A 19,098-nucleotide genomic window follows, 5' to 3' on the forward strand; every position below is an offset into this window, starting at 1 on the left:
CTTCGGACCGCGCTGAGGCACTAATGGCCTGGAACCCGAGCCCCACGGCTCACACATAAAGAGCTGTGACAAGGAGAGCAGCGTGCGTGGAAGATCAGCATGGGGGTCAGTTGGGCGTAGCTCTCCAGCCCTTCCGCCCCGCCGCCCGGCAACAGCGCCAGCCCGGAAGCCTCCACGCGCGTGAGGGAGTGCCATCCCCCCGCCATGGCGGCAGGGAGCGGTGGCTCCATGGCTCCAGCAGGCGGGTCCTCTGGCCATTCCGCCTGGGAGAGCAGCAACAGCACCAGCAGTGTTGGCGTCATGAGGGCCTCCGGTGGAGACATCCCATGGTACCAGGAGCTTCCCCTCAAACCGGAGAGCCACGACAGAACAGTCAGCAGATGACTTGAGGAGTCGCCGCACCCTACCCACCTCCCAAGCCATATGGGCCGCTCCGGCAATCGCCACTCGGACAGCGCCTGTGGGAGCGGCGAAGTCACCGCCCTGGCGGGGTGCGGAGCCGGCCCCCCGCGGCCTGGGACAGCAGCAGCGGCGGGCTCAGCGGCCCGGGGGCCTCCCCCGCCGCAGGAACTCCAGCCGCTGCCGCGCTCCCCGGTGCTGCGAGTCGAACCGCAGCGCCTCCTCCAGCCGCTCCTTCGCCTTCGGCAGGTCTCCCTGGCGCGCGTACACATCCGCCAGCACCACCAGCATCTCGGCGTTGTACGGCTGCATGTCCAGGGAGCGCTCCAACTCCTGGACACCGGTGGTCAGGTCTCCCCGGCGCAGCGCCAGCTGGCCGAGCATCACGTGCGGCATCGTCAGCCCCTCCGACTCGGGCTGGTGCGCCAGCGCCTCCAGCGCCGCGAGCCCGCGCGAGTCTCCCACGCCCGCGAGCGGAATGGCGGCGGCCTGCCGCACCCACAGCGACTTGTCCTTCAGCAGCGGGGCGAGCACGTCCACCACGTCCCGCGTGCCCGTGGTGGCCAGCGCCTCGGCGATATCCGAGCGCAGCACCGGATCCGTGGCCGTGGCGAGCGCCGCCTTCAGCGCGGGCACCGCCTCCTTGTGGAAGCGCTGGGCCAGCAACTGGGCCGCCACGCCGCGCAGGGCCGGGGCCTCCTTCTTGTCCGCCAGCACCTGCTCCAGCGGCTCGCGGCTGTCCGCGGCCGTCTTCACCGCGATGGCGTCCGCCAGCCGCATGCGCCGTGCCTGCCGCTGCTTCGCGTTGGGCCACCACTTCTCCAGCGACTCCGCCATCGCCTCGGGCGAGGCCTTCTCGTGCGTGTGGCACGCGTTGCACCCGTTGGGGATGTCGTGCTTCACCGTGTTGCGCGGCACCGGCACGTCGATGGCGTGGTCCGCCAGGTGGTCCAGCACGCCCGACACCGTCGGCGGCATGTGGCAGGCCACGCAGTCCTGCGCCTCGACCGAGGTGTGGTGCGTGTGCCTGGAGCCCTCGGCGGCTTCCTTCGCATGGCAGCCCTGGCAGCTCGCCGAGCCCACCGTCACGCCCTTCGCGAGGTGCTTGGGCTGTTTGATCTCATTGTCCCCATGCTCCGCGTGGGGCGCGGTGTGGCAGGTGAGGCACGTGGCGCCGCCCTGCAGGTAGCAGCGGGACTGGGTGAGGGCCTGGTACTCGAAGCTGGATGTCTTCGGGCGCCCGTCCTCGAAGAAGTCGCCGGAGCGCTGGTTGCCCAGCATCACCACCATGGGCTGGTAGTAGTCCTCGTAGCGCTTGCCCGGCTGATACCGGTGCCCCGCGTCCAGCAACGGGAAGAGCGTGCGGTGCGGCCCGTGGCACTGCGCGCACACGGCCAGCGCCTGCTGGGGCGGAAGCTTCGACGGCTGGACGATGTCCTGGGTGAGCTGCGTCTCCACGTGGCGCGCGCCGGGGCCATGGCAGCTCTCGCAGGCCACGCCCGCGTCCGCGAAGCCGGTGCTCCACTTGTGGCTGCCCCGGTCGTAGCGCGTGTTGAGCCCGGTGACGTGGCAGTCCAGACACGAGTGCTGGCTGTTGCGCTGCCAGTTGGCCCAGAAGAAGGGATGGTCCGGCGTCAGCACGCCCTGCTTGGACTCGGAGTAGTCCACCCACTCGCCCTTGCCGGTGACGTGGTAGTAGATGGGCAGCACCTGCCAGCGCCCGTCCGGCATCATCGTGACGGGATCCTGCATCCGCTTGCCGCCCACCACCCAGTCCACCGGGTACACACCGAGCGCGCCGCCCGGCCCCTTCGTGCGCATGGCGTAGTGCGCGTCCTGGGAGATCATCCACGCCTCGCTGGAGTCTCCCTGGTAGTGGGCGTTGCGGAAGTCGCCGACCACGGAGTCCGGGGTGGCCTCCGAGAGCGCACGGGCATGCCAGTCCTTGCGCCACGCGGTGTGCTCGTCGTCATGGCACTCGCCGCACTTCTCCGAGCCGACGTAGCCAAGAGGCGGAGGCAGCAGCTCCGCCGTGGCCTTCCGCGCGGGCGGCATGGCCACGGGCGCAGCGGCTGGAGCAGCGGAGACGGCCGTCCGCGCCGGAGCGGCGGGCGGAGCGTCCGGCGTGGACGGGCGCCGGAGCACGACAGCCCCACCCGCCAACACGAGGAGGACGGCAACCGCGAGGAGGAGCGTACGGGAGCGGGGCATGTGAAAGGGGGGGCTTGGGTGAAACGCCATCTCAACCGCGTGTCGCCTGCGGAGGGGCCGTACCGCTTGGAGGCGACGCCCGCTGACGCCACCGTGCACGAAGGTCGCCGCGCAAAACATCCAGCAGCCCCGAGACGGCGAACAACATCATCGCCGCTCCGGCCGCGGTCACCACGTAGTCCGCCAGGCCCGCCAGTCCGCACTCGATGCAGGCAATCGACGGGTCCGCGGGCGAATAGTGCAGCTCGACGGGAGCGCCCACCGGGAAGCGCCGCACGTACGCGTTCGCCTCCGCCAGGTTGCCCGTGTCCATGGCGGCGAAGGCGATCGTCTCCGCCGTGTAGTGCTCCGCCCCCACCGTGTAGCTGTAGCGCACGTGCGGCCGGAAGCTCACCGAGCGCTTGCTGCGCAGCGTCTCCACCGAGGAGGACAGCACCGAGCCCTTCACCACCGGCCAGTGCTCGCTCGCCTTGGCCCGGTAGAGCATCCGCCCGCCCCCGAGGGCGAACGCGCCTCCGGCCACCAGCATCACCCACCCCAACAAGATTCTCTTCATCACGGCTCCACCTCACTCTTCGGGAGCCCCGGGCCATGGGTCGTGGAAATCTCCCGGCGCACGGTGGCCGTCAGGACCTTCATGTCCACCGGCTTGTCCAGGAAGGCATTCACTCCCAACCGCCGCGCGGCCTCACGCGTCGCGTCATCCGCGAAGGCCGACAGGATGACCACCGGGCAGAAGAGCCCGGCCGCCTGCGCCTGGTTGAGCACGTCCAACCCGGTGGGCCCCGGCATCCGCACATCCGACAGGATGAGATCCGGCGGCAGCAGCGGGCCGCCACACACCTGCGTCAACGACACGTAGTCGGACAGCTCGAAGCCATCCTCCAGCGCGACCACCGCGTAGCCCGCCCGCGCCAACGTCAGCGTGAGGAGCGAGCGCAACTCGGTGTCGTCCTCGGCCAGCAGGATGCGCGGAGGGTGGGGGTCCGAGGGAGGGGAAGACATCACGGCACACCACCCGGGCGGAGAGGGAACTGCCTTCCACAGCATGGCCTGTGCCAACGGGCTCCCCCCCTCACGGAGGGCCGCGTGGCGCCGGGTCATTCTGCCCCACGGGGGGCACTCTGCCCCAGGCCTCCCCACATCGAGAATCCGTCATCTCCGCCACCGCCGCGCACATCACCCGCGCATGGGGCCGCGACAGGCGTTATCCAGGGCCCCCCCTTCTCACCCTGGAGCGTCCATCTTGAGCACGAGCACCAACCGTCACGACCTGTGGGCACAGGAGGCGCGCGCCAACCCCCTGCCCGTCTACGCCCGCATGCGGCAGGAAGCGCCCCTCGTCCGGCTGCTCGACCCCTACTACAAGGTCCCCGTCTGGGTGGCGACCCGCTACAAGGACGCGGTGGAGCTGATGCGCGACCCGCGCTTCACCAAGGACATGCGCAAGCTGCCTGACGACTCACCGTCCAAGCAGCTTCGCTCCGAGGAGAGCGACGTCTTCAACCAGCACATGCTCTCGGCGGATCCGCCGGACCACACGCGCCTGCGCACGCTGGTGTCCAAGGCCTTCACCCCGCGCCGCGTGGAGGAGCTGCGCCCGCGCGTCACCGCCATCGCCCACCGGCTGCTGGACGCCGTGCAGGCGAGCGGCTCCATGGATCTGCTCGACGCCTACGCCTTCCCCCTGCCGGTGACGGTCATCGCCGAGCTGCTCGGCGTGCCCCAGGAGGACCAGGACCAGTTCCGCGAGTGGACGCACATCATCATCAACCCGCCCCTGGATGGAGACATGCAGACCATCCGCAAGGCCGGCATGCAGTTCGCCCAGTACTTCCAGACCCTGATGGCCAGACGCCGGGCCGAGCCGCGGGACGATCTGCTCAGCGCCCTGCTGGCCGTGGAGGAGCAGGGAGACCGGCTCTCGCCCAAGGAGCTCAGCAGCATGCTCTTCCTGCTGCTGGTGGCGGGCCACGAGACGACGGTGAACCTCATCGGCAATGGCGTCTGGGCGCTGCTCCACCACCCGGAGCAGCTGGAGCGGCTGCGCGCCAACCCGGCCCTCATCGAGTCCGCGGTGGAGGAGATGCTGCGCTTCCGCGGCCCGGTGGAGACCAGCACCCAGCGCTGGGCCACGCAGGAGCTCGAGTTCCGCGGCCAGAGGATTCCCGCGGGCGAGAGCGTGGTGGCCTCGCTGCTGGCGGCCGACCATGACCCCGAGCACTTCCCCGAGCCGGAGCGCTTCGACATCACCCGCGAGCCCAACCGGCACATCGCCTTCGGCTTCGGCATCCACTTCTGCCTGGGCGCGCCCCTGGCCCGGCTCGAGGGCACCCTCGCCATCAACCTGCTGCTGGAGCGCATGCCCCGGCTGCGCTTCGCGGAGGACCCGGCCCGGCTGCGCTGGCGCGACGGCATCCTCGTCAACGGCCTGCAGCGCCTGCCCGTGGCCTTCTGAGCCCACGCCTTCCGGAAGCACCGCGCGGGGGGTTCATGCCAGGATGGGTGGCGCATGAACATCCCGTGTCCCTATTGCCAGCATCCCATCACCCCCGGAGCCACGACGTGTCCGGGTTGTGGCACCTCCCTGCTGCGGGAGGCCACGCCGCAGAGCGCCGAGCCCACGTGCGGCTACCACCCCCGGCGCCTGAGCCTGGCCATCTGCGACCGCTGCGGCACCTTCGCCTGCGCCGAGTGCCTGCGGCTCAACTCGCGCCAGGAGGTGGTGTGCCAGCGCTGCCATGCGCTCGAGCAGGACACGCCGCTGCCGTGGGACTTGCGCGAGGAGCTGGGCACCTTCACCGCCTGGTGGAAGACGGTGGTGGCCGTGATGTTCCACCCGGACACCTTCCCCACCTTCCGTCCCGAGGGCAGCGCCGGTGAGTCCCTGCTGTTCGCCGTGCTGTGCGCCGTGCCCACCAGCATCGTGGGGGGCCTCTCCTATATGGGCTTCCTCTCCTTCGTGCCCTACCTGCTCTCCTCGGGGAACCCGTCCAGGGACAGCGTCCCCTCGTGGTTGGGGCCCGCCATGTTCGTGGCCATCATGATCCTCGGCCCGCTGCTCTCCGCGGCCTACACCGTCATCCAGGCGGGGCTCGACCACCTGGTGCTGAAGATGGGCGGCGTCACCCGGGGCTTCCAGGTGACGCTCCGGGCCAACGCCTTCTCCCAGGCGCCCTGGCTGCTCGGCGCGGTGCCGTGCATCGGCCCCTACGTGGCGCCCGTCTGGGGGCTGGTGGCCCGCGTCTTCGCCTACCGCGGGCTGCACCGGACGAGCTGGGGCGTGGCGCTCGCGGGATGCCTGGTCACGCCCCTGCTCTCCTGCTGCCTGTGCGGCGGCATCTACCTCTCGCTGATCCGCACCCTGGGCGGCTTCAACTGAGCCACCGCGTGCCTCAGAGGGCGTAGCTGGCGTAGCAGGTGCCCACCGGGCCGCTGCCCGTGGTGGGCGCGTTCGGCGCCGAGAGCCACGCGCCCTCGGAGCCACACTGGTGCCACTGCAGGTCCCCACTGGACTGCACGCACGTGCGCGCCGGCACCGAGCGGCCCAGGGTGGCGGACGAGCACCACGGCCAGGACGCCGTGCAGGTGGTGGGCTTGGTGGTGGTGCCCGCCGTGAAGGTGCCGTCGGCCTGGCACTGCCGCCAGATGGCGTCCGAGGAGCTCTGCACGCACACGCCCACGGCCACGTTCGCCTCCACCGTGCCCGAGTAGCACGTGACGGTGGAGCCGCCGGTGCCCCAGGCGTACTCGCCCTTGAACTGGTTGTACTTCACCGCCACCAGCGACGAGCCGCCGATGTCCGTGCGGCCGCACTGGATGGCGTACGCGCCCACCCACGGGGTGTACGTGTAGAGCGCCGCGGTGGCTTTGTTGACCGGCTTCACCGAGCACGGGTCCGAGGTGCTCTTCGTCACGCCAGGCTTCCACCCGGAGATGGTGGCCCGGCCCGCGTCCAGGTCCGTGAGGTAGCCGCGCAGCTTCTTCGCCGAGCACTCGATCTGATTGCCGAAGCCCGCGTAGGACACGGTGCACCCGCCGCTGTCCGGGCAGCCACAGCCGGTGGCCTTGGCCAGGTTGGTGGAGGTGCCGCTGGTGATGAGGCTCGACTCCGTCTGGATGCGCGCCAGCATGTACAGCGGGCTGATGGTGTACGCCTTGGAGCGCTCCACGATGAGCGTCGCCGCCGTCTTGTTGCTCCAGGCCGGATCCTTGTAGGTGGCCAGGTACGAGCCCTTCTGCTGCAGGAACGCCTGCACCTGCGCCACCGTGATCCACTGGCCGCCGGTGATGTCCGTGTCCTCCAGCAGCCGGTGCATGTCGTACTCGGTGGTGGCCGGCTCGAGCACCTGGCCCGTGAGCTCGTCCACCACGGCCTCGTCCTCGGACGGGCCGCAGCCCACGGCCCACAGGGCCGGCAACAACCACAGCGCGTATCGCAGCTTCATCGCGTGCCTCGGGGATGGCCGCGCAGCCGGACGGGGGAGGCCCGGCTCCACGGCGGGGGGAGCGCGCGTCTTAGCACCCGCAAAGGCAGCATTTCCTGTTTTTTCCGAATCTTGGAAGAAACCAACACTCGCGTCTGGCCCGGGGGCAATGCCCGCCGCGGGAGGGCGGACCTACCGTGCGAGGGCGGGAACGTGCCCGGAGAGAGCCATGCGCAAGCCATCCAGGCCCACCGGGGAGGAGGGAGCGAGCATCGACAGCCGCCTGCTGGCGCGAGAGCGGCGGTACCTGGACAGGACGCGCGCGAGGCGGCCCCGAGGCGCGAAACAGGGGACGCCGGCGCCGGTGACGCCCCAGCTCGTCAGCGACCGGCGGGACTTGTGCGGCCTGGCGCTCTCGGGCGGAGGCATGCGCAGCGCGACGTTCAACCTGGGACTGTTGCAGGGCCTGCACCAGCTGGGGTTGCTGGAGATGTTCGACTACCTCGCCACCGTCTCGGGCGGGGGGTACATCGGTGGCTTCTGGACGGCGTGGCGGCACTACCACGGCAAGCGGACCCGCCAGGGCCACGCGGCCCGGAGGACGTGGGAGTCCCGGCTCTTTCCCACCACCACCCAGGGCTCTCGCGGGGCGAAGCTCCCCGAGGTCAGCCACCTGCGGGAGTTCAGCAACTTCCTCAATCCCCGGCTGGGCCTGATGAGCCTCGACACGGGGCGGCTGCTCGTCGCGGCCCTGAGCGCCGTCCTCCCCGCGCTCCTCGCGGCCCTCTCGCTCCTCATCCTGGCGCCCCTGCTGTGGCGGCAGCTCGCCCGGTTCCTGCTCGTCGAGTGGTCACCCTGGGACGGGCCGCCGCCCGTGGGGCTGGGCATCTCGTATGCGTTGATGCTCCTGATGACGGGCGGAGGGCTCTTCTTCTTCGAGTGGCTGCTGGCCCGGCAGAACGAGCAGGTGAGGCTCGCCCGGAACATCCCCCCGCCGAGCCAGGAGGACGCCCAGGAGCTCGAGTTCCGGAGGTTCGGCTACTACCTGCCCACCGCCTTGCTGGCGATGGGAGCCGTGTTGCTGCTCTGGTGGGGGCTCGTCCACGGCTACCATGACCGGATCGGCGCGAGGCGCGAGGGCCCCTGGCCGCCGGAGGCGCACACGGGCGACCTGGAGCCGCTCTACGTGTTCCTGCCGCCCCTGGCCTGGGTGGGAAGCATCGTCCTGCTGGTGATGCTCCGGTGGTTCGGCTCGCGCTACGTGACCGAGTGGATGCAGCGGACGAAGCTGGCCGCGGTCGAGCGCGTCATCAGCCGGCTGCTGCTGCTGGCGATCCTCTGGTCCATCTTCGCGGCGCTCTGGGTGGCCGGGGGCAGGTTGCACGGCTTCATCCTCGGGAGCGGAACCCCGGCCCAGGCCTACGCGGGCCTGGCGGGAGCGGTGACCGCGCTCACGGCCCTGCTCGCCAAGGCCCATCAATTCCTCGGGCGGCAGACGAGCAGACCGGTCAGCCCCAGCCTCAAAGAGCGGGTGAAGGCGCACCTGCCCAAGTGGCTGGGGTACGTGACGCTGGCGCTGGTGGCCCTGGGAATGGTGCTGCTCATCCACGCGGCGGAGCACGGGGGCTGGCTCACCGGGCTCCAGGTGGCGGCGGTGACCCTCACCGTGCTCACGCTGCTCCTCTTCGATCCCAACCTCGTGGGCCTGCACGTCTTCTACCGTGGCCGCATCGCGCGGACCTTCATCGGCGCGGCGCACGGAGAGGGACCCGGCCAGACCGAGCCCCACACGAAGGATGACCTGCCCCTGGACGATCTGCGGCCACGGCCCGGGCCGCTCCATCTCATCTGCTGCGCGGCGAACGATCTCTCCTCGGTGGACCCCATGGCCAACCTCTACCGGGGAGCCGACAGCGCGGTGCTCTCGAGCGTGGGCTTCTCCGTGGGCAAGGAGTGGAAGAGCTGGAAGAGGCTGCGCAAGGAGGGAGGCACGGTCCCCACGCTGGCCTCGGCGATGACGGCCTCCGGAGCGGCCTTCAACTCGCACATGGGCGCCGTGTCCATGCGGCTGGGCAAGGCGGTCACCTTCCTGATGACGGCCTTCAACCTCCGGCTCGGCCTCTGGAGTCCCCACCCGACCCGCGCCCACCGGCGCTGGTACGAGCAGCTCTTCGTGGGGCTGCCCTTCTACAAGGAGCTGCTCGGCCGCTCACGGGCGCGCAGCCGGGACGTGCTGCTGTCGGACGGCGGCCACTTCGAGAACCTGGCGCTCTACGAGCTGGTGCGCCGCCACTGCCGGTTCATCCTCGTCTCCGACTGCGGCACGGACTCGGGCACCACCTTCGACGACTTCGCCAATGCCGTGCGGCGCGTGCGCGAGGACTTCGGCGTGGAGCTGCGCATCGACCTCTCGCCCCTGCGCGCCGCGGAGGGAGGACTGTCGCGCCAGCCCATCGTCGTGGGGGACATCGAATACCCGGACGGCGACACCGGGGTGCTGTTGTTGCTCAAACCCACGCTGACGGGGAACGAGCCGCCCGACGTCAGACAGTACAAGGCGCGCAACGTGGACTTCCCGCACGAGACGACGGGGGACCAGTTCTACGACGAGGCGCAGTGGGAGGCGTACCGCCGGCTGGGCGAGCACGCCGCGCTCACGGCCTTCCGGCCCCTGCGGGAGGCCACGGAGCGGAGCAAGGAGCGGGCCGCGCAGCTCTTCGCCCGGGCCCGCTCCGATTGGATGCCCGTGCCCGAGGGCTACCAGGAGCGATTCTCGCGCTTCGTGGCGCGCGCCGCCGAGCTCGACGCCATGCTGCAACAGCAGACGTCCGGAAGGCTGTTCCGCGAGGTCTTCAAGGAGATCAACGAGCTGGACCGGGAGGCCAAGGAGCAGGCCCCGATGCACGGGGGCACGCTGCGCAAGAGGTGGACGCGGCACAAGACGGGGGATGGAGACGGCCACCCGGAGGAGTTCAACCCCACGCCCCAGGAGCTGTCCGAGGCGCTCCACATCCTGCGGCTCGCGCTGCTCTTCATGGAGGAGGTGTTCCTCTCCGAGGATCTCGCCACCCACTACAACCATCCGGCCTACCTGGGCCTGATGAACTACTTCGCGCGGTGGGCCTACTCGTCGCTCTTCCGGGCCTGGTGGCCGCTGCTGAAGACGCAGTACTCCCCGCGCTTCACCTACTTCCTGGAGAAGCGCTTCTACCTGCCGCCCATGGACAGGAAGGACATCGGGCGGCTGTCGCGGGAGGAGCATGGCTTCGCGATGTCCTGCTGGAGGCACCAGAGAGGCCGGCCCGCCCGGGACGAGACGCCCGAGGACCATCAGACGCCGCGTCCGGTCCCCCTCGAGCGGCTCATCTCCTATCAGCTCAAGATGCCCTGTGAGGGAGAGCCGCAGTACTACATCCAGGCCGCCCAGCTCATCGCGCGCACGCACCACGCCAACGGCAAGCCGCTGCTCTGGGATGCCGATGGGAGCGGAGGCCGGCAGGTGATGGTGTGGCAGGGTGACGACTTCTACGTGCCGCCCGGGCTGTGGGGCGCCGGCATCCGCGAGGACTTCCTGCGGCGCATCACCTCGTCCACCGAGCTGTTGGAGAACAAGGCCTTCGACGTCTCGCGCGGGACGCTGATGGCGGTGAGGTTGCTGGTGGACCGGGAAGCCTCGGCCGCCAGGCGGCACCGGTGGGCGGAGGAGGTGCAGTTCTACCGCTCGCATGGTTTCGAGGAGCCCGGGCCCGAGCTGGCGCAGTGGCTCACCACGGACATCGAAAGGGAGCTCACCGCGGATCCCGCCCTGCCCTGGGACAGGAGAGCGGACGTGCACTGGCTGCCGTACTGGCTGGTGCGGACCTACAACCCCGTGGAGGAGCCCTCGCCGCACCCGAAGCCCCGTCCCGAGCGGGAGGGCGCGCCCCTGCACTAACGCCCCATGCGGCGGCGGGCCCGCTCCCGGGCGGCCTCGAGCGCCGAGTCCACGCTCCGCTCCTCGCGCGGCTTCGTCTCGGGCGCGGCGGCGGCCGGAGCTTCCGGACCCGTCCCGGCCGCGGGCCTGCTCGTGGGCGGAGTCGCGGCGGAGGAAGCCGGCATGCCCGGCACCGCCACGGCCGCTGGAGTGGAGGCGGCCACCGCGCGCCGGAGCCTCGGGCCCGACAGGAAGCGGCGCACCCCCACCTCCGCCAGCAGCACCGCCACCGCCAGGGCCACCAGCCAGGGCGCCAGCGCCACGCGGCCCTCGGACTCGGGCGCCTCCGCGAAGAGGCCCGTCATGGAGAGCCGCTCCAGCCCTCCACCCACCGCCGCCACCCCGCGCAGCACCGCCAGGCCCTCCTGGGCACTGCCGGGCTCGAACTCGGGCGCGTAGGGCAGCGTCACCGGAGGCGCCCGCAGCACCCGCCCGCCCAGCTTCACCACCGGGTGCCACGTGCCACTGCCCGGCAGCGTGTACTCGGCCGCCACCCGGTCCTCGTCCTCCCAGCGCATGGGCAGCTCCACCGGCGCGCCCCGCCCGTCTCCCGGCAGCAGCACCAGCGAGGGCAGCGCGCCCGGCAACGCCTCTCCCGGCGCGAAGTCCAGCGTCACCCGCAGCTGGTTGCCCCGCCGCTCCGAGCGCGCCACCGCCTCGCCCGCGTCCCCCGCGCCGCCCATGCTCCAGCGCACCATGCCCTCCAGCGCCGCGCGCAGCCCGCTCCAGGTGCGCAGCTCGCCGGTGAAGGCCCCATCCACCTCCGCCATGAGGGCCACCACCCGCCCCGAGCCGCGCGGCCACAGCGCCAGCACCGGCGCCGCGTTGTCGTCCAGCGTCCGCAGCGCCACGCTCGCGCGCGGCCGCAGGTACGTGAGGTTGTAGCCGCCAATCTGCGGCAGCCCCATCGCCGGCAGCCTGCCGAGCAGCGGCAGGTCCGGCGCCGCCTCCAGCGAGGCGGGCTCGTCCACGAAGGTGGCCCGCGCCACGGCGATGGTCTCCTGGCTGAAGATGCGCGGCAGGCTCATCGCGTCCTCGGCGAAGTAGATGCGGCCTCCGCCCTTCACCGCGATCTCCTCGAGCAGCGCCGCGTCCGGGTCCGACTTCGAGCCCAGGCCGATGACGGACACCGTCACCTTCTGGCGCCGCAGCTCCGCGAGCGTCTTCAGGAAGTCGTCCGGCTCCTCCGAGTCCGCCGCGTCCGAGAAGAGCAGCACGTGCCGCGTGAGCTTGTCGCTGCGAAGAATCTGCTCGCGGCCCTCGCGCAGGGCCTCGCCCACGAAGATGCCGCCTCCGCCGCTGAAGCCGCGCGACACCGCGTCCAGCGGCAGCCCGTTCTCCACGGGGCTCATCGGGAAGATTTCGTGCACCTGGGTGTCCACCATGTGCACGGACACCTCGTCCTTCTCGTTGAGCAGCGTGAGCGCGCCCACCACGCCCTCGGCGGCCACCTCCATCTTCGTGCGCCCGTCCGCCACGGTGGCGCCCATGGAGCAGCTGCAGTCCATCAGCACGCTCATGGCCAGGGCCGTGCGGCGCTGCTCCTCGCGCATCTCCAGCGACACCGGCAGCAGCGGCTCCACCGGCGAGCGGCGGTAACCTCCCTCGCCGAAGCTGGAGCGGCCACCCGTCATCACCAGCCCGCCACCGGCCTGCTCCACGTACGCGGCCAGCACGTTCAGCGCCGGCTCGCCGAGCTGGTTCGCATCCACGTTCTCCAGCACCACCGTGCCCACGCCGTCCAGCGCATCGAGCGTCACGGGGAAGGGCGCGCGCACCTCCAGCAGCAGCCCCGCCGAGCGCAGCGCCCGGGCCAGCGTGCCCTCGGGCTGCTTCGTGAGCAGCAGCACCCGGGGAGGGCCCTCCACCCGCAGCACCGCCTGCCCCACGTCGTTCTCCACCACGCCATCGCCCGGCGCCTCCACCGTCAGCCGGTAGGCCACGAGGCCCGGCTCGTCCACCAGGTCGCGGAAGGGCAGCAGGTTGGGCCCGGCCTGGAAGTCGAAGGGACCCTTCACCCGCACGCGGCCGTTGCGCTCCAGGCGCACCGTGCCGGAGACGGGCGCCGAGGCCACCACCACCCCGCTCATCTGGAAGGGCTCGTGCGCCTTCACCGCGGCGGGCACGTCCAGCGAGAGCACGGCGAGGTCGAGCGGCGAGTCCTCGCGCGCCACGTGGCGGAAGTCCACGGCGATGCCCCGGGCCGCCAGCCTGCGCGCCGCGCCGCGAGCGTCCGCGCCGGTGGCCCGTCCATCGGACACCACCAGCACCCGGCCCGTGCGGCCCGGAGGAATGAGCGCCCCCGCCGCGTCCAGCGCCGCCGACAGGTCCGAGGCCTCCCCGTCCACCGGCCGGGTGAAGCCGCCGAAGCGCCCCGCCTCCGACAGCGGCTGCTCCACCCGCGCCTCACGGCCGAAGGAGATGACGCCCACCCTGTCGCCGGTGCGCCGCTGCGTCTCCAGCAGGCCCACCAGCTCCGCGGCCACGCGCCCCGCGTCGGCCGGCATGGAGCGCGAGCGGTCCACCACCACCACCACGTCACTGCCCGCGTGGCGCAGCACCCACTCGGGGCCGGCCAGCGCGCCCACCACGAGCAGCAGCAGCGCCCACCGCAGCGCCATGGGGGGACCGGGCCGCTGGCCTCGCTTCCACAGGAAGAGGCCCAGCGGGAGGAGGAGCACCAGCGCCTGCGGTAGGGAGAAGCTCATGGAGGAGGTCGCGCCATGCTACCCACCCGGCCCCACCCGGGGAAAGGGGACCCGGGCGCTACGGCACGTCCACCGCGCGCCCCCCGAACGGAGGATCCGCCTGTAGAGCAGCGGGCTCTGGAGCAGGACCTCCTCGTCACTCGAGGGACTTCCTCGACCCGGGCCCGCGCGACCGGAGCGTTGATCACCATCACCTCCGGCACGCCTCCCGACGTGAAGCCGCCGAACTTGAAGCAATCCGTGTCCTCGGCGCTGGTGCACTTCCACACGCCCGGCTCGCTCTCGACGGGCAGACGCGCGCAGACCCCGCTGGCGTCGAGGTCGAGCGTCATCATCCGCAGCGTCCCCTCGAAGTTCTTCGCCGGCAGCGTATACGACTCGGAGTGCGCGGCCCGGGTCTCCCGACTGCCCGGGGGTAGGCTCCCCTGGGAGTCCGGCCCTAGACTCCGCCCCCATGGACAGCACCCTCCTCCGCCGGCCCCCGTCCGAGCCCCCCGCGCCATCGGCCGCGTCGCTGCCGGTGGGCACCGTCATCGCCGGCCGCTTCACCGTGGAGGAGCTCGCGGGCCGCGGCGGCATGGGCACCGTCTACCGCGCCACGGACGCCCTCTCCGGTCAGCCCGTCGCCCTCAAGCTGCTGCGCTCCTTCTCCAGCCCCGACGCCCCCCGCCGCTTCACCCGCGAGGCGGAAGTCCTCTCCTCCCTGCGCCACCCCGGCATCGTCGCCTACGTCGCCCATGGCCAGCACGGGCCGGAGCACCCCTTCCTCGCCATGGAGTGGCTGGAGGGGGAGACCCTCGCCCAGCGCCTCGCCGACGAGCCCCTGCGCCTGGAGGAAACGCTCGCCCTGCTGCGCCACGCCGCCCGGGCGCTCGCCTTCGCCCACCAACAGGGCGTCATCCACCGCGACCTCAAGCCCTCCAACCTCTTGCTGCGCCAGGGCCGTCCCGAGGACGTGGTGCTGTTGGACTTCGGCCTCGCCCGCAACATGCAGCCGTCCTCCTTCGTGACGGCCAGCCAGACGATGCTCGGCACCCCGGGCTACATGGCACCCGAACAGGTGTCGGGGCAGTCCTCGCCCACGCCCAGGACCGATATCTTCTCCCTGGGCTGTGTCCTCTACGAGTGCCTCACCGGCCAGCCGCCCTTCTCCGCGCCGCACCTGGTGGCCACCCTGGCCAAGATTCTCTTCACCGAACCGGCGCCCCTGCGCGAGCTGCGGCCCGAGCTGCCCGTGGCCCTGCTGGAGCTGGTGGAGCGCATGCTCGCCCGGGAGCCCGCCCACCGGCACTCGGATGCCACCCACCTGCTGGGGGCGCTGGAGGAGCTGGGCGCCTCGCTGGACACGGACACGGGCACCGCCTCGGCCCCGGACGTCCTTCCGCCCCGCCTGGCGGCAGCCGGGCAGCAACTCGTCACCGTGCTGCTGGCCGCTCCTCGCCTCAACACGGGGCACTTCCCGGTGGAACAGGACTCCCGGCAGGCACTGCGCGACTCGCTGCGCACCTTGCTGGCCCCGCGGGGCGCCCGGGTGGAGTTGCTGGCCGATGGCGCCCTGGTGCTCACCCTCGCCGCCTCCCTCGGCTCGGCCACCGACCCCGCCTCCCTCGCCGCACGCTGCGCCCTCTCGCTCCTCGAGCGCTGGCCCGAGGCCGTCGTCGTGCTCACCACCGGCCGCGGCTCCCTCGACTCCCACCTGCCGGTGGGCGAGGCCATGGACCGTGCCGGCCAGCTGCTGCGCCAGGCGGAGCCGCTCCCCACCCCCTCCGCCCCGGTACTGCTGGACGAGGTGACGGCGGGGCTGCTCGGGCCCGGCTTCCAGCTCTCCCGCTCCCCGTCCGGCGGCTTCCTGCTGCACGGCGAGCAGCCAGGTACCGACGAGTCGCGCCCCCTGCTGGGCAAGCCCACCCCGTGCGTGGGCCGCGAGCACGAGCTGGCCGTGCTGGAGATCGCCTTCGCGGCCTGTGTGGAGGAGCCGGGCGCCCAGGCGGTGCTGGTGACGGCCCCGGCGGGCACCGGCAAGTCCCGGCTGCGCCACGAGTTCCTCCGCCGCCTGGAGCACCACGCGCCGGCGCCCTTGGTGCTGCTGGGCCGGGGAGACCCCATGAGCGCGGGCTCGGCGGATGGACTGCTCGCCCAGGCCCTGCGCCGGCTGTGCGGCATTCGCGGCGGCGAGCCGCTCGAGGAACGCCGGGCGAAGCTGTCCCAGCGCCTCTCCCAGCACCTGCCCGAGGCGCGGGCCCGGGAGGTGGTGGAGTTCCTCGGCGAGCTGTGCGCCAGCCCCTTTCCCGATGAGCACAGCCCCCGCCTGCACGCCGCGCGTGGGGATCCCCAGATGATGAGCCTCCAGATGGGCCGGGCGCTGGTGGGCTTCCTCGAAGCCGAGTGCGCCCATCATCCGGTGCTGCTGGTGCTGGAGGACCTGCACTGGGGAGACCCGCTCTCGGTGCGGCTGATGGACGAGGCGCTGCGGGAGCTGGCCGAGCACCCCTTCCTGGTGCTGGCCCTGGCCCGGCCCGAGGTGGAGCAATTGCTGCCCGGCCCGTGGGCGCAACGCATGCAGCCCATGCCCCTGCGTGGACTGAGCCGCAAGGCCGGCGCCCGGCTGGTGCGCGAGATGCTGGGAGCGGACGCGCCCGGCGCCCTCGTCGACAGGCTGGTGGAGCAGTCGGCGGGCAACGCCCTCTTCCTGGAGGAGCTCATCCGCTCGGTGGTGGAGGGCCGGGGCGAGACTCCACCCGAAACGGTGCTGGCCATGTTGCAGGCGCGCCTGGCGCGGTTGGAGCCCGAGGCCCGTCAGGTGCTGTGGGCCGCCAGCTTCCTGGGCCGCACCTTCTGGAGGGGCGGCGTGCGGGCGCTCCTGGACGGGGGGATGACGGCGGAGGCGCTGAAGAGCTGGCTCCAGCACCTGGTGGAGCGGGAGTGGGTGGAGCCACAACGGGCCAGCCGCTTCCCCGGCGAGGAGGAGTACCGCTTCCGCCACGCGCTGGTGCGGGACGCGGCCTACGGACTGGTGCCCGACGGCCACAAACCCGGCGGTCACCGTCTGGCGGGCCAGTGGTTGGAGCAGGCCGGAGAGAGCGACCCGCGCGTGCTCGCCGAGCACGCCGTACTGGGCCAGCAGCCCGAGCGCGCCGTGCACTTCCTCACCCGGGCCGCCGAGCAGCACTTCGAGCGCCACGATCTCCCCGCCACGGTGCGGTGCGTGGACGCCGCCCTGGCCCTGGATGCCCGGGGAGCGGAGCTGACGCCCCTGCGCGCGCTCCAGGCCACCCTGGCCTTCTGGCTGGGTGACTTCACCCGGCTCTTCGACATGGGCCCGAAGGTGTTGGCCGAGCTGAGGGCCGGAAGCCGCCCGTGGTACTCGCTGCTCAGCGGGCTGTACCTGGGCCATGCCGTCAATGGGGGGCAGGAGGAGCTCTCGGCACTCGAGCGGGAGTTGCTGCGGACGCGGCCGGAACCGGGGGCCCGGGTGCCCAGCCTGGAGGCGCGCTGGGCCGTGATGTACATGCGCCTGTACAGCAGCGGCCGCCAGGAGGCCTCCGCGCTCCTGGCGCGCCTCGTCGAGCCGGACACCGAGGCCGTGCCCGAGGCGCGCATGGAGCAGGCCTTCAGCCGCTGCGCGGGGGGCTTCTACTCCTTCATCTTCGAGGCCCGGCCGTGGCAGGCCCACGTCTGGCTGGAGCAGGGGTATCGCGGGCTCTTCGAGGTGGGCATGGAACGTCTCGCGATGGGGGCCCAGGTGATGTGGGCGCATGCCCTGGAGGCGCTGGGGGACAGGGCCGGTGCCGAAGCCCTGTTCCGCGACAACCTGGCCCAGGCCCGGCGCTCGAGAATCCACGTCTCGGACATCTACGCACGGTTGAGTCTGGCCCTGTTGCTGGCGGGCAGCACCGACCCGGCCCGGAGAGAGGAGGCACGGGCCCTGGCGGACGGCCAGGAGCTCGCGGGCCGCAACATCCTCCCGGGTCTGGCGCACCTGTTGAAGGCGAAGCTGGCGGAGAACCGTGGCGCACGGGCCGAGGCCGAGACGCGGGCGCGCGAGGCCTGCGAGGTGCTGGCCTCCTTCGTCTTCCACCAGCACACGGCCCGGACGCTGTTGAGCCGGGTGCTGCTCGCCCAGGGGCGGGCGGCCGAGGCACGGGAGGTGGCGGCGCTCGGCGTGCGGCGGCTGGAGCAGGACGGCAGCGAGGGCTCCGGGGCCGTGGCCCTGCGGATGGCCCTGGCCGAGGCCTGCTTCGCCGGGGGAGACACCCACGCGGGCGAGGCGGCACTGCGTGAGGCCCTGCGTTACCTGCGCGAGCACGCTCGTGACATTCCGGACGCCGATGCCCGCGAGCGCTTCCTGCAACAGGTACCCGGGAACGCCCGCACGCTGGAGTGGGCGCGCCAGCGCTGGGGCGAGGCCGGAGTGCTCTAGCGCGCCCTGGCGGATGCGCGCCCTGTCGTGGACGGCTTCTGAATCAGCACGTCCGAGAGGTGGTTGGCGCGCAGCGCCCGCTCGAGCCAGAGGTCGAGCAGGTCCAGGTCGGTACAGCCCAGGATGCGCTGGCGGGACTTGCCATCCACGGACAGGCCGCGGGCGGCGAGGATCCGCAGCACGCTCTCCGCAAGTCCTTCGGCCCGCCCCTCCGCCCGTCCTTCAGCCTTCCCCTCGGCCCTTCCTTGCCGGCGTCCTTCTGCCCGGAGCCGCTGTCCCTCCGTCCACATCAGTTCCTCCGCTCGCTGTTCCCGCATCAAACAGGTTAATACCTGCCGGGTGACTTTTCCAGTCGTCTTCGTCCCCCGTTCCCGGAGGTAGTAGACGACTGCCTCCAGTTCCCGTTCTCCCTCGGGTGAAGCGTGGACTTCTCGGCACCAGCGCAACGAGGTGGCCGCCCGGCTTCAGGCTGTCGTGGATGTTCTGGCACATCCGCTCGAGCGCCTCGGGCTGCCCCGCGTAGTGCAGCAGCCACACGGCGGAGACGAGGTCGAAGTCACCGCCCAGCGAAGCACTGCTCACATCGTGGACGCGGTACTCGATGTCGAGCCCCGCCGCCGCGGCCTGCTGCCGGGCGATCCGGCTCATGTCCTCCGAGAGGTCGGCCCCCACCACGCGGGCCACGCCCCGCTGCCGGAAGAGCCGCGTGAGGAAGCCGCTACCACACGCGAGGTCCAGGACCGACTTCCCACGCAGCTCCCCGAGAAGCTCGAGAACGCGGGGGACCTCGACGAAGATCCGCAGCGGCATCTCCTCGGTGGAGGAGTACTGCTCGGCCACTCCATCGTATTGAGTGCTCATCCCCGGACTCTACTTCTCCCCATCTGGGCGTTGTCGAACAGTGGTACAGCGGCGTGTACGGCGCGAGCCACCAGGTCAGGCCCGCCAGCCTGAGCAGGA

At 71.8% G+C, this 19,098-nt stretch carries 11 protein-coding genes; 4 read left to right on the forward strand and 7 right to left on the reverse strand.

The window, feature by feature from the left end; translation table 11 throughout:
• Positions 1-537: 537 nt before the first annotated feature.
• The 3 genes from AC16DP_RS24225 to AC16DP_RS24235 form a co-directional block, all read right to left on the reverse strand.
• Entirely contained in the window at positions 538-2,544 is a 2,007-nt protein-coding gene (locus AC16DP_RS24225) for a HEAT repeat domain-containing protein (protein ID WP_329735156.1), read from the reverse strand.
• A gap of 97 nt (positions 2,545-2,641) precedes the next feature.
• Entirely contained in the window at positions 2,642-3,166 is a 525-nt protein-coding gene (locus AC16DP_RS24230; RefSeq protein WP_329735214.1) for a DUF3592 domain-containing protein, read from the reverse strand.
• Positions 3,166-3,615, reverse strand: a complete 450-nt coding sequence (locus AC16DP_RS24235; RefSeq protein ID WP_329735157.1) for a response regulator — start codon at positions 3,613-3,615, stop codon at positions 3,166-3,168. Before AC16DP_RS24235 ends, AC16DP_RS24230 begins: the two co-directional genes overlap by 1 nt.
• Positions 3,616-3,856: 241 nt before the next feature.
• Here AC16DP_RS24235 and AC16DP_RS24240 point away from each other — a divergent pair, with 241 nt between their 5' ends.
• A complete protein-coding gene (locus AC16DP_RS24240) occupies positions 3,857-5,068 on the forward strand; it encodes a cytochrome P450 family protein (RefSeq protein WP_329735158.1) in 1,212 nt (403 codons plus the stop codon).
• A gap of 54 nt (positions 5,069-5,122) precedes the next feature.
• Positions 5,123-5,992 (forward strand): YIP1 family protein, encoded by an 870-nt coding sequence (locus AC16DP_RS24245; protein ID WP_329735159.1) that lies wholly within the window; start codon positions 5,123-5,125, stop codon positions 5,990-5,992.
• A 13-nt stretch (positions 5,993-6,005) separates the two neighbouring features.
• Here the strand turns inward: AC16DP_RS24245 and AC16DP_RS24250 are convergent, their stop codons facing one another.
• The gene (locus AC16DP_RS24250; protein ID WP_329735160.1) at positions 6,006-7,058 is read right to left on the reverse strand and encodes a hypothetical protein; all 1,053 of its coding nucleotides are present in this window, start codon (positions 7,056-7,058) and stop codon (positions 6,006-6,008) included.
• Positions 7,059-7,266: 208 nt separating this feature from the next.
• Between AC16DP_RS24250 and AC16DP_RS24255 the strand changes: the two genes are divergently transcribed.
• Entirely contained in the window at positions 7,267-10,971 is a 3,705-nt protein-coding gene (locus AC16DP_RS24255; RefSeq protein ID WP_329735161.1) for a patatin-like phospholipase family protein, read from the forward strand.
• Here AC16DP_RS24255 and AC16DP_RS24260 read toward each other — a convergent pair.
• Positions 10,968-13,718 (reverse strand): VWA domain-containing protein, encoded by a 2,751-nt coding sequence (locus AC16DP_RS24260; RefSeq protein WP_329735162.1) that lies wholly within the window; start codon positions 13,716-13,718, stop codon positions 10,968-10,970. The two genes, AC16DP_RS24255 and AC16DP_RS24260, sit on opposite strands and share 4 nt — an antisense overlap.
• Before the next feature lie 454 nt (positions 13,719-14,172).
• On the opposite strand from AC16DP_RS24260, the gene AC16DP_RS24265 reads away from it, so the two are divergent.
• On the forward strand, positions 14,173-18,138 hold the full coding sequence (locus AC16DP_RS24265) for a serine/threonine-protein kinase (RefSeq protein ID WP_329735163.1): 3,966 nt from the start codon (positions 14,173-14,175) through the stop codon (positions 18,136-18,138).
• On the opposite strand, the gene AC16DP_RS24270 is transcribed toward AC16DP_RS24265, so the two are convergent.
• The gene (locus tag AC16DP_RS24270) at positions 18,135-18,320 is read right to left on the reverse strand and encodes a hypothetical protein (RefSeq protein WP_329735164.1); all 186 of its coding nucleotides are present in this window, start codon (positions 18,318-18,320) and stop codon (positions 18,135-18,137) included. The genes AC16DP_RS24265 and AC16DP_RS24270 overlap by 4 nt on opposite strands.
• A 40-nt stretch (positions 18,321-18,360) precedes the next feature.
• Complete coding sequence (locus AC16DP_RS24275; RefSeq protein ID WP_329735165.1) at positions 18,361-18,999, reverse strand: class I SAM-dependent methyltransferase; 639 nt, start codon at positions 18,997-18,999, stop codon at positions 18,361-18,363.
• Positions 19,000-19,098 lie beyond the last annotated feature (99 nt).

It is taken from the genome of Archangium sp. (assembly GCF_057119385.1).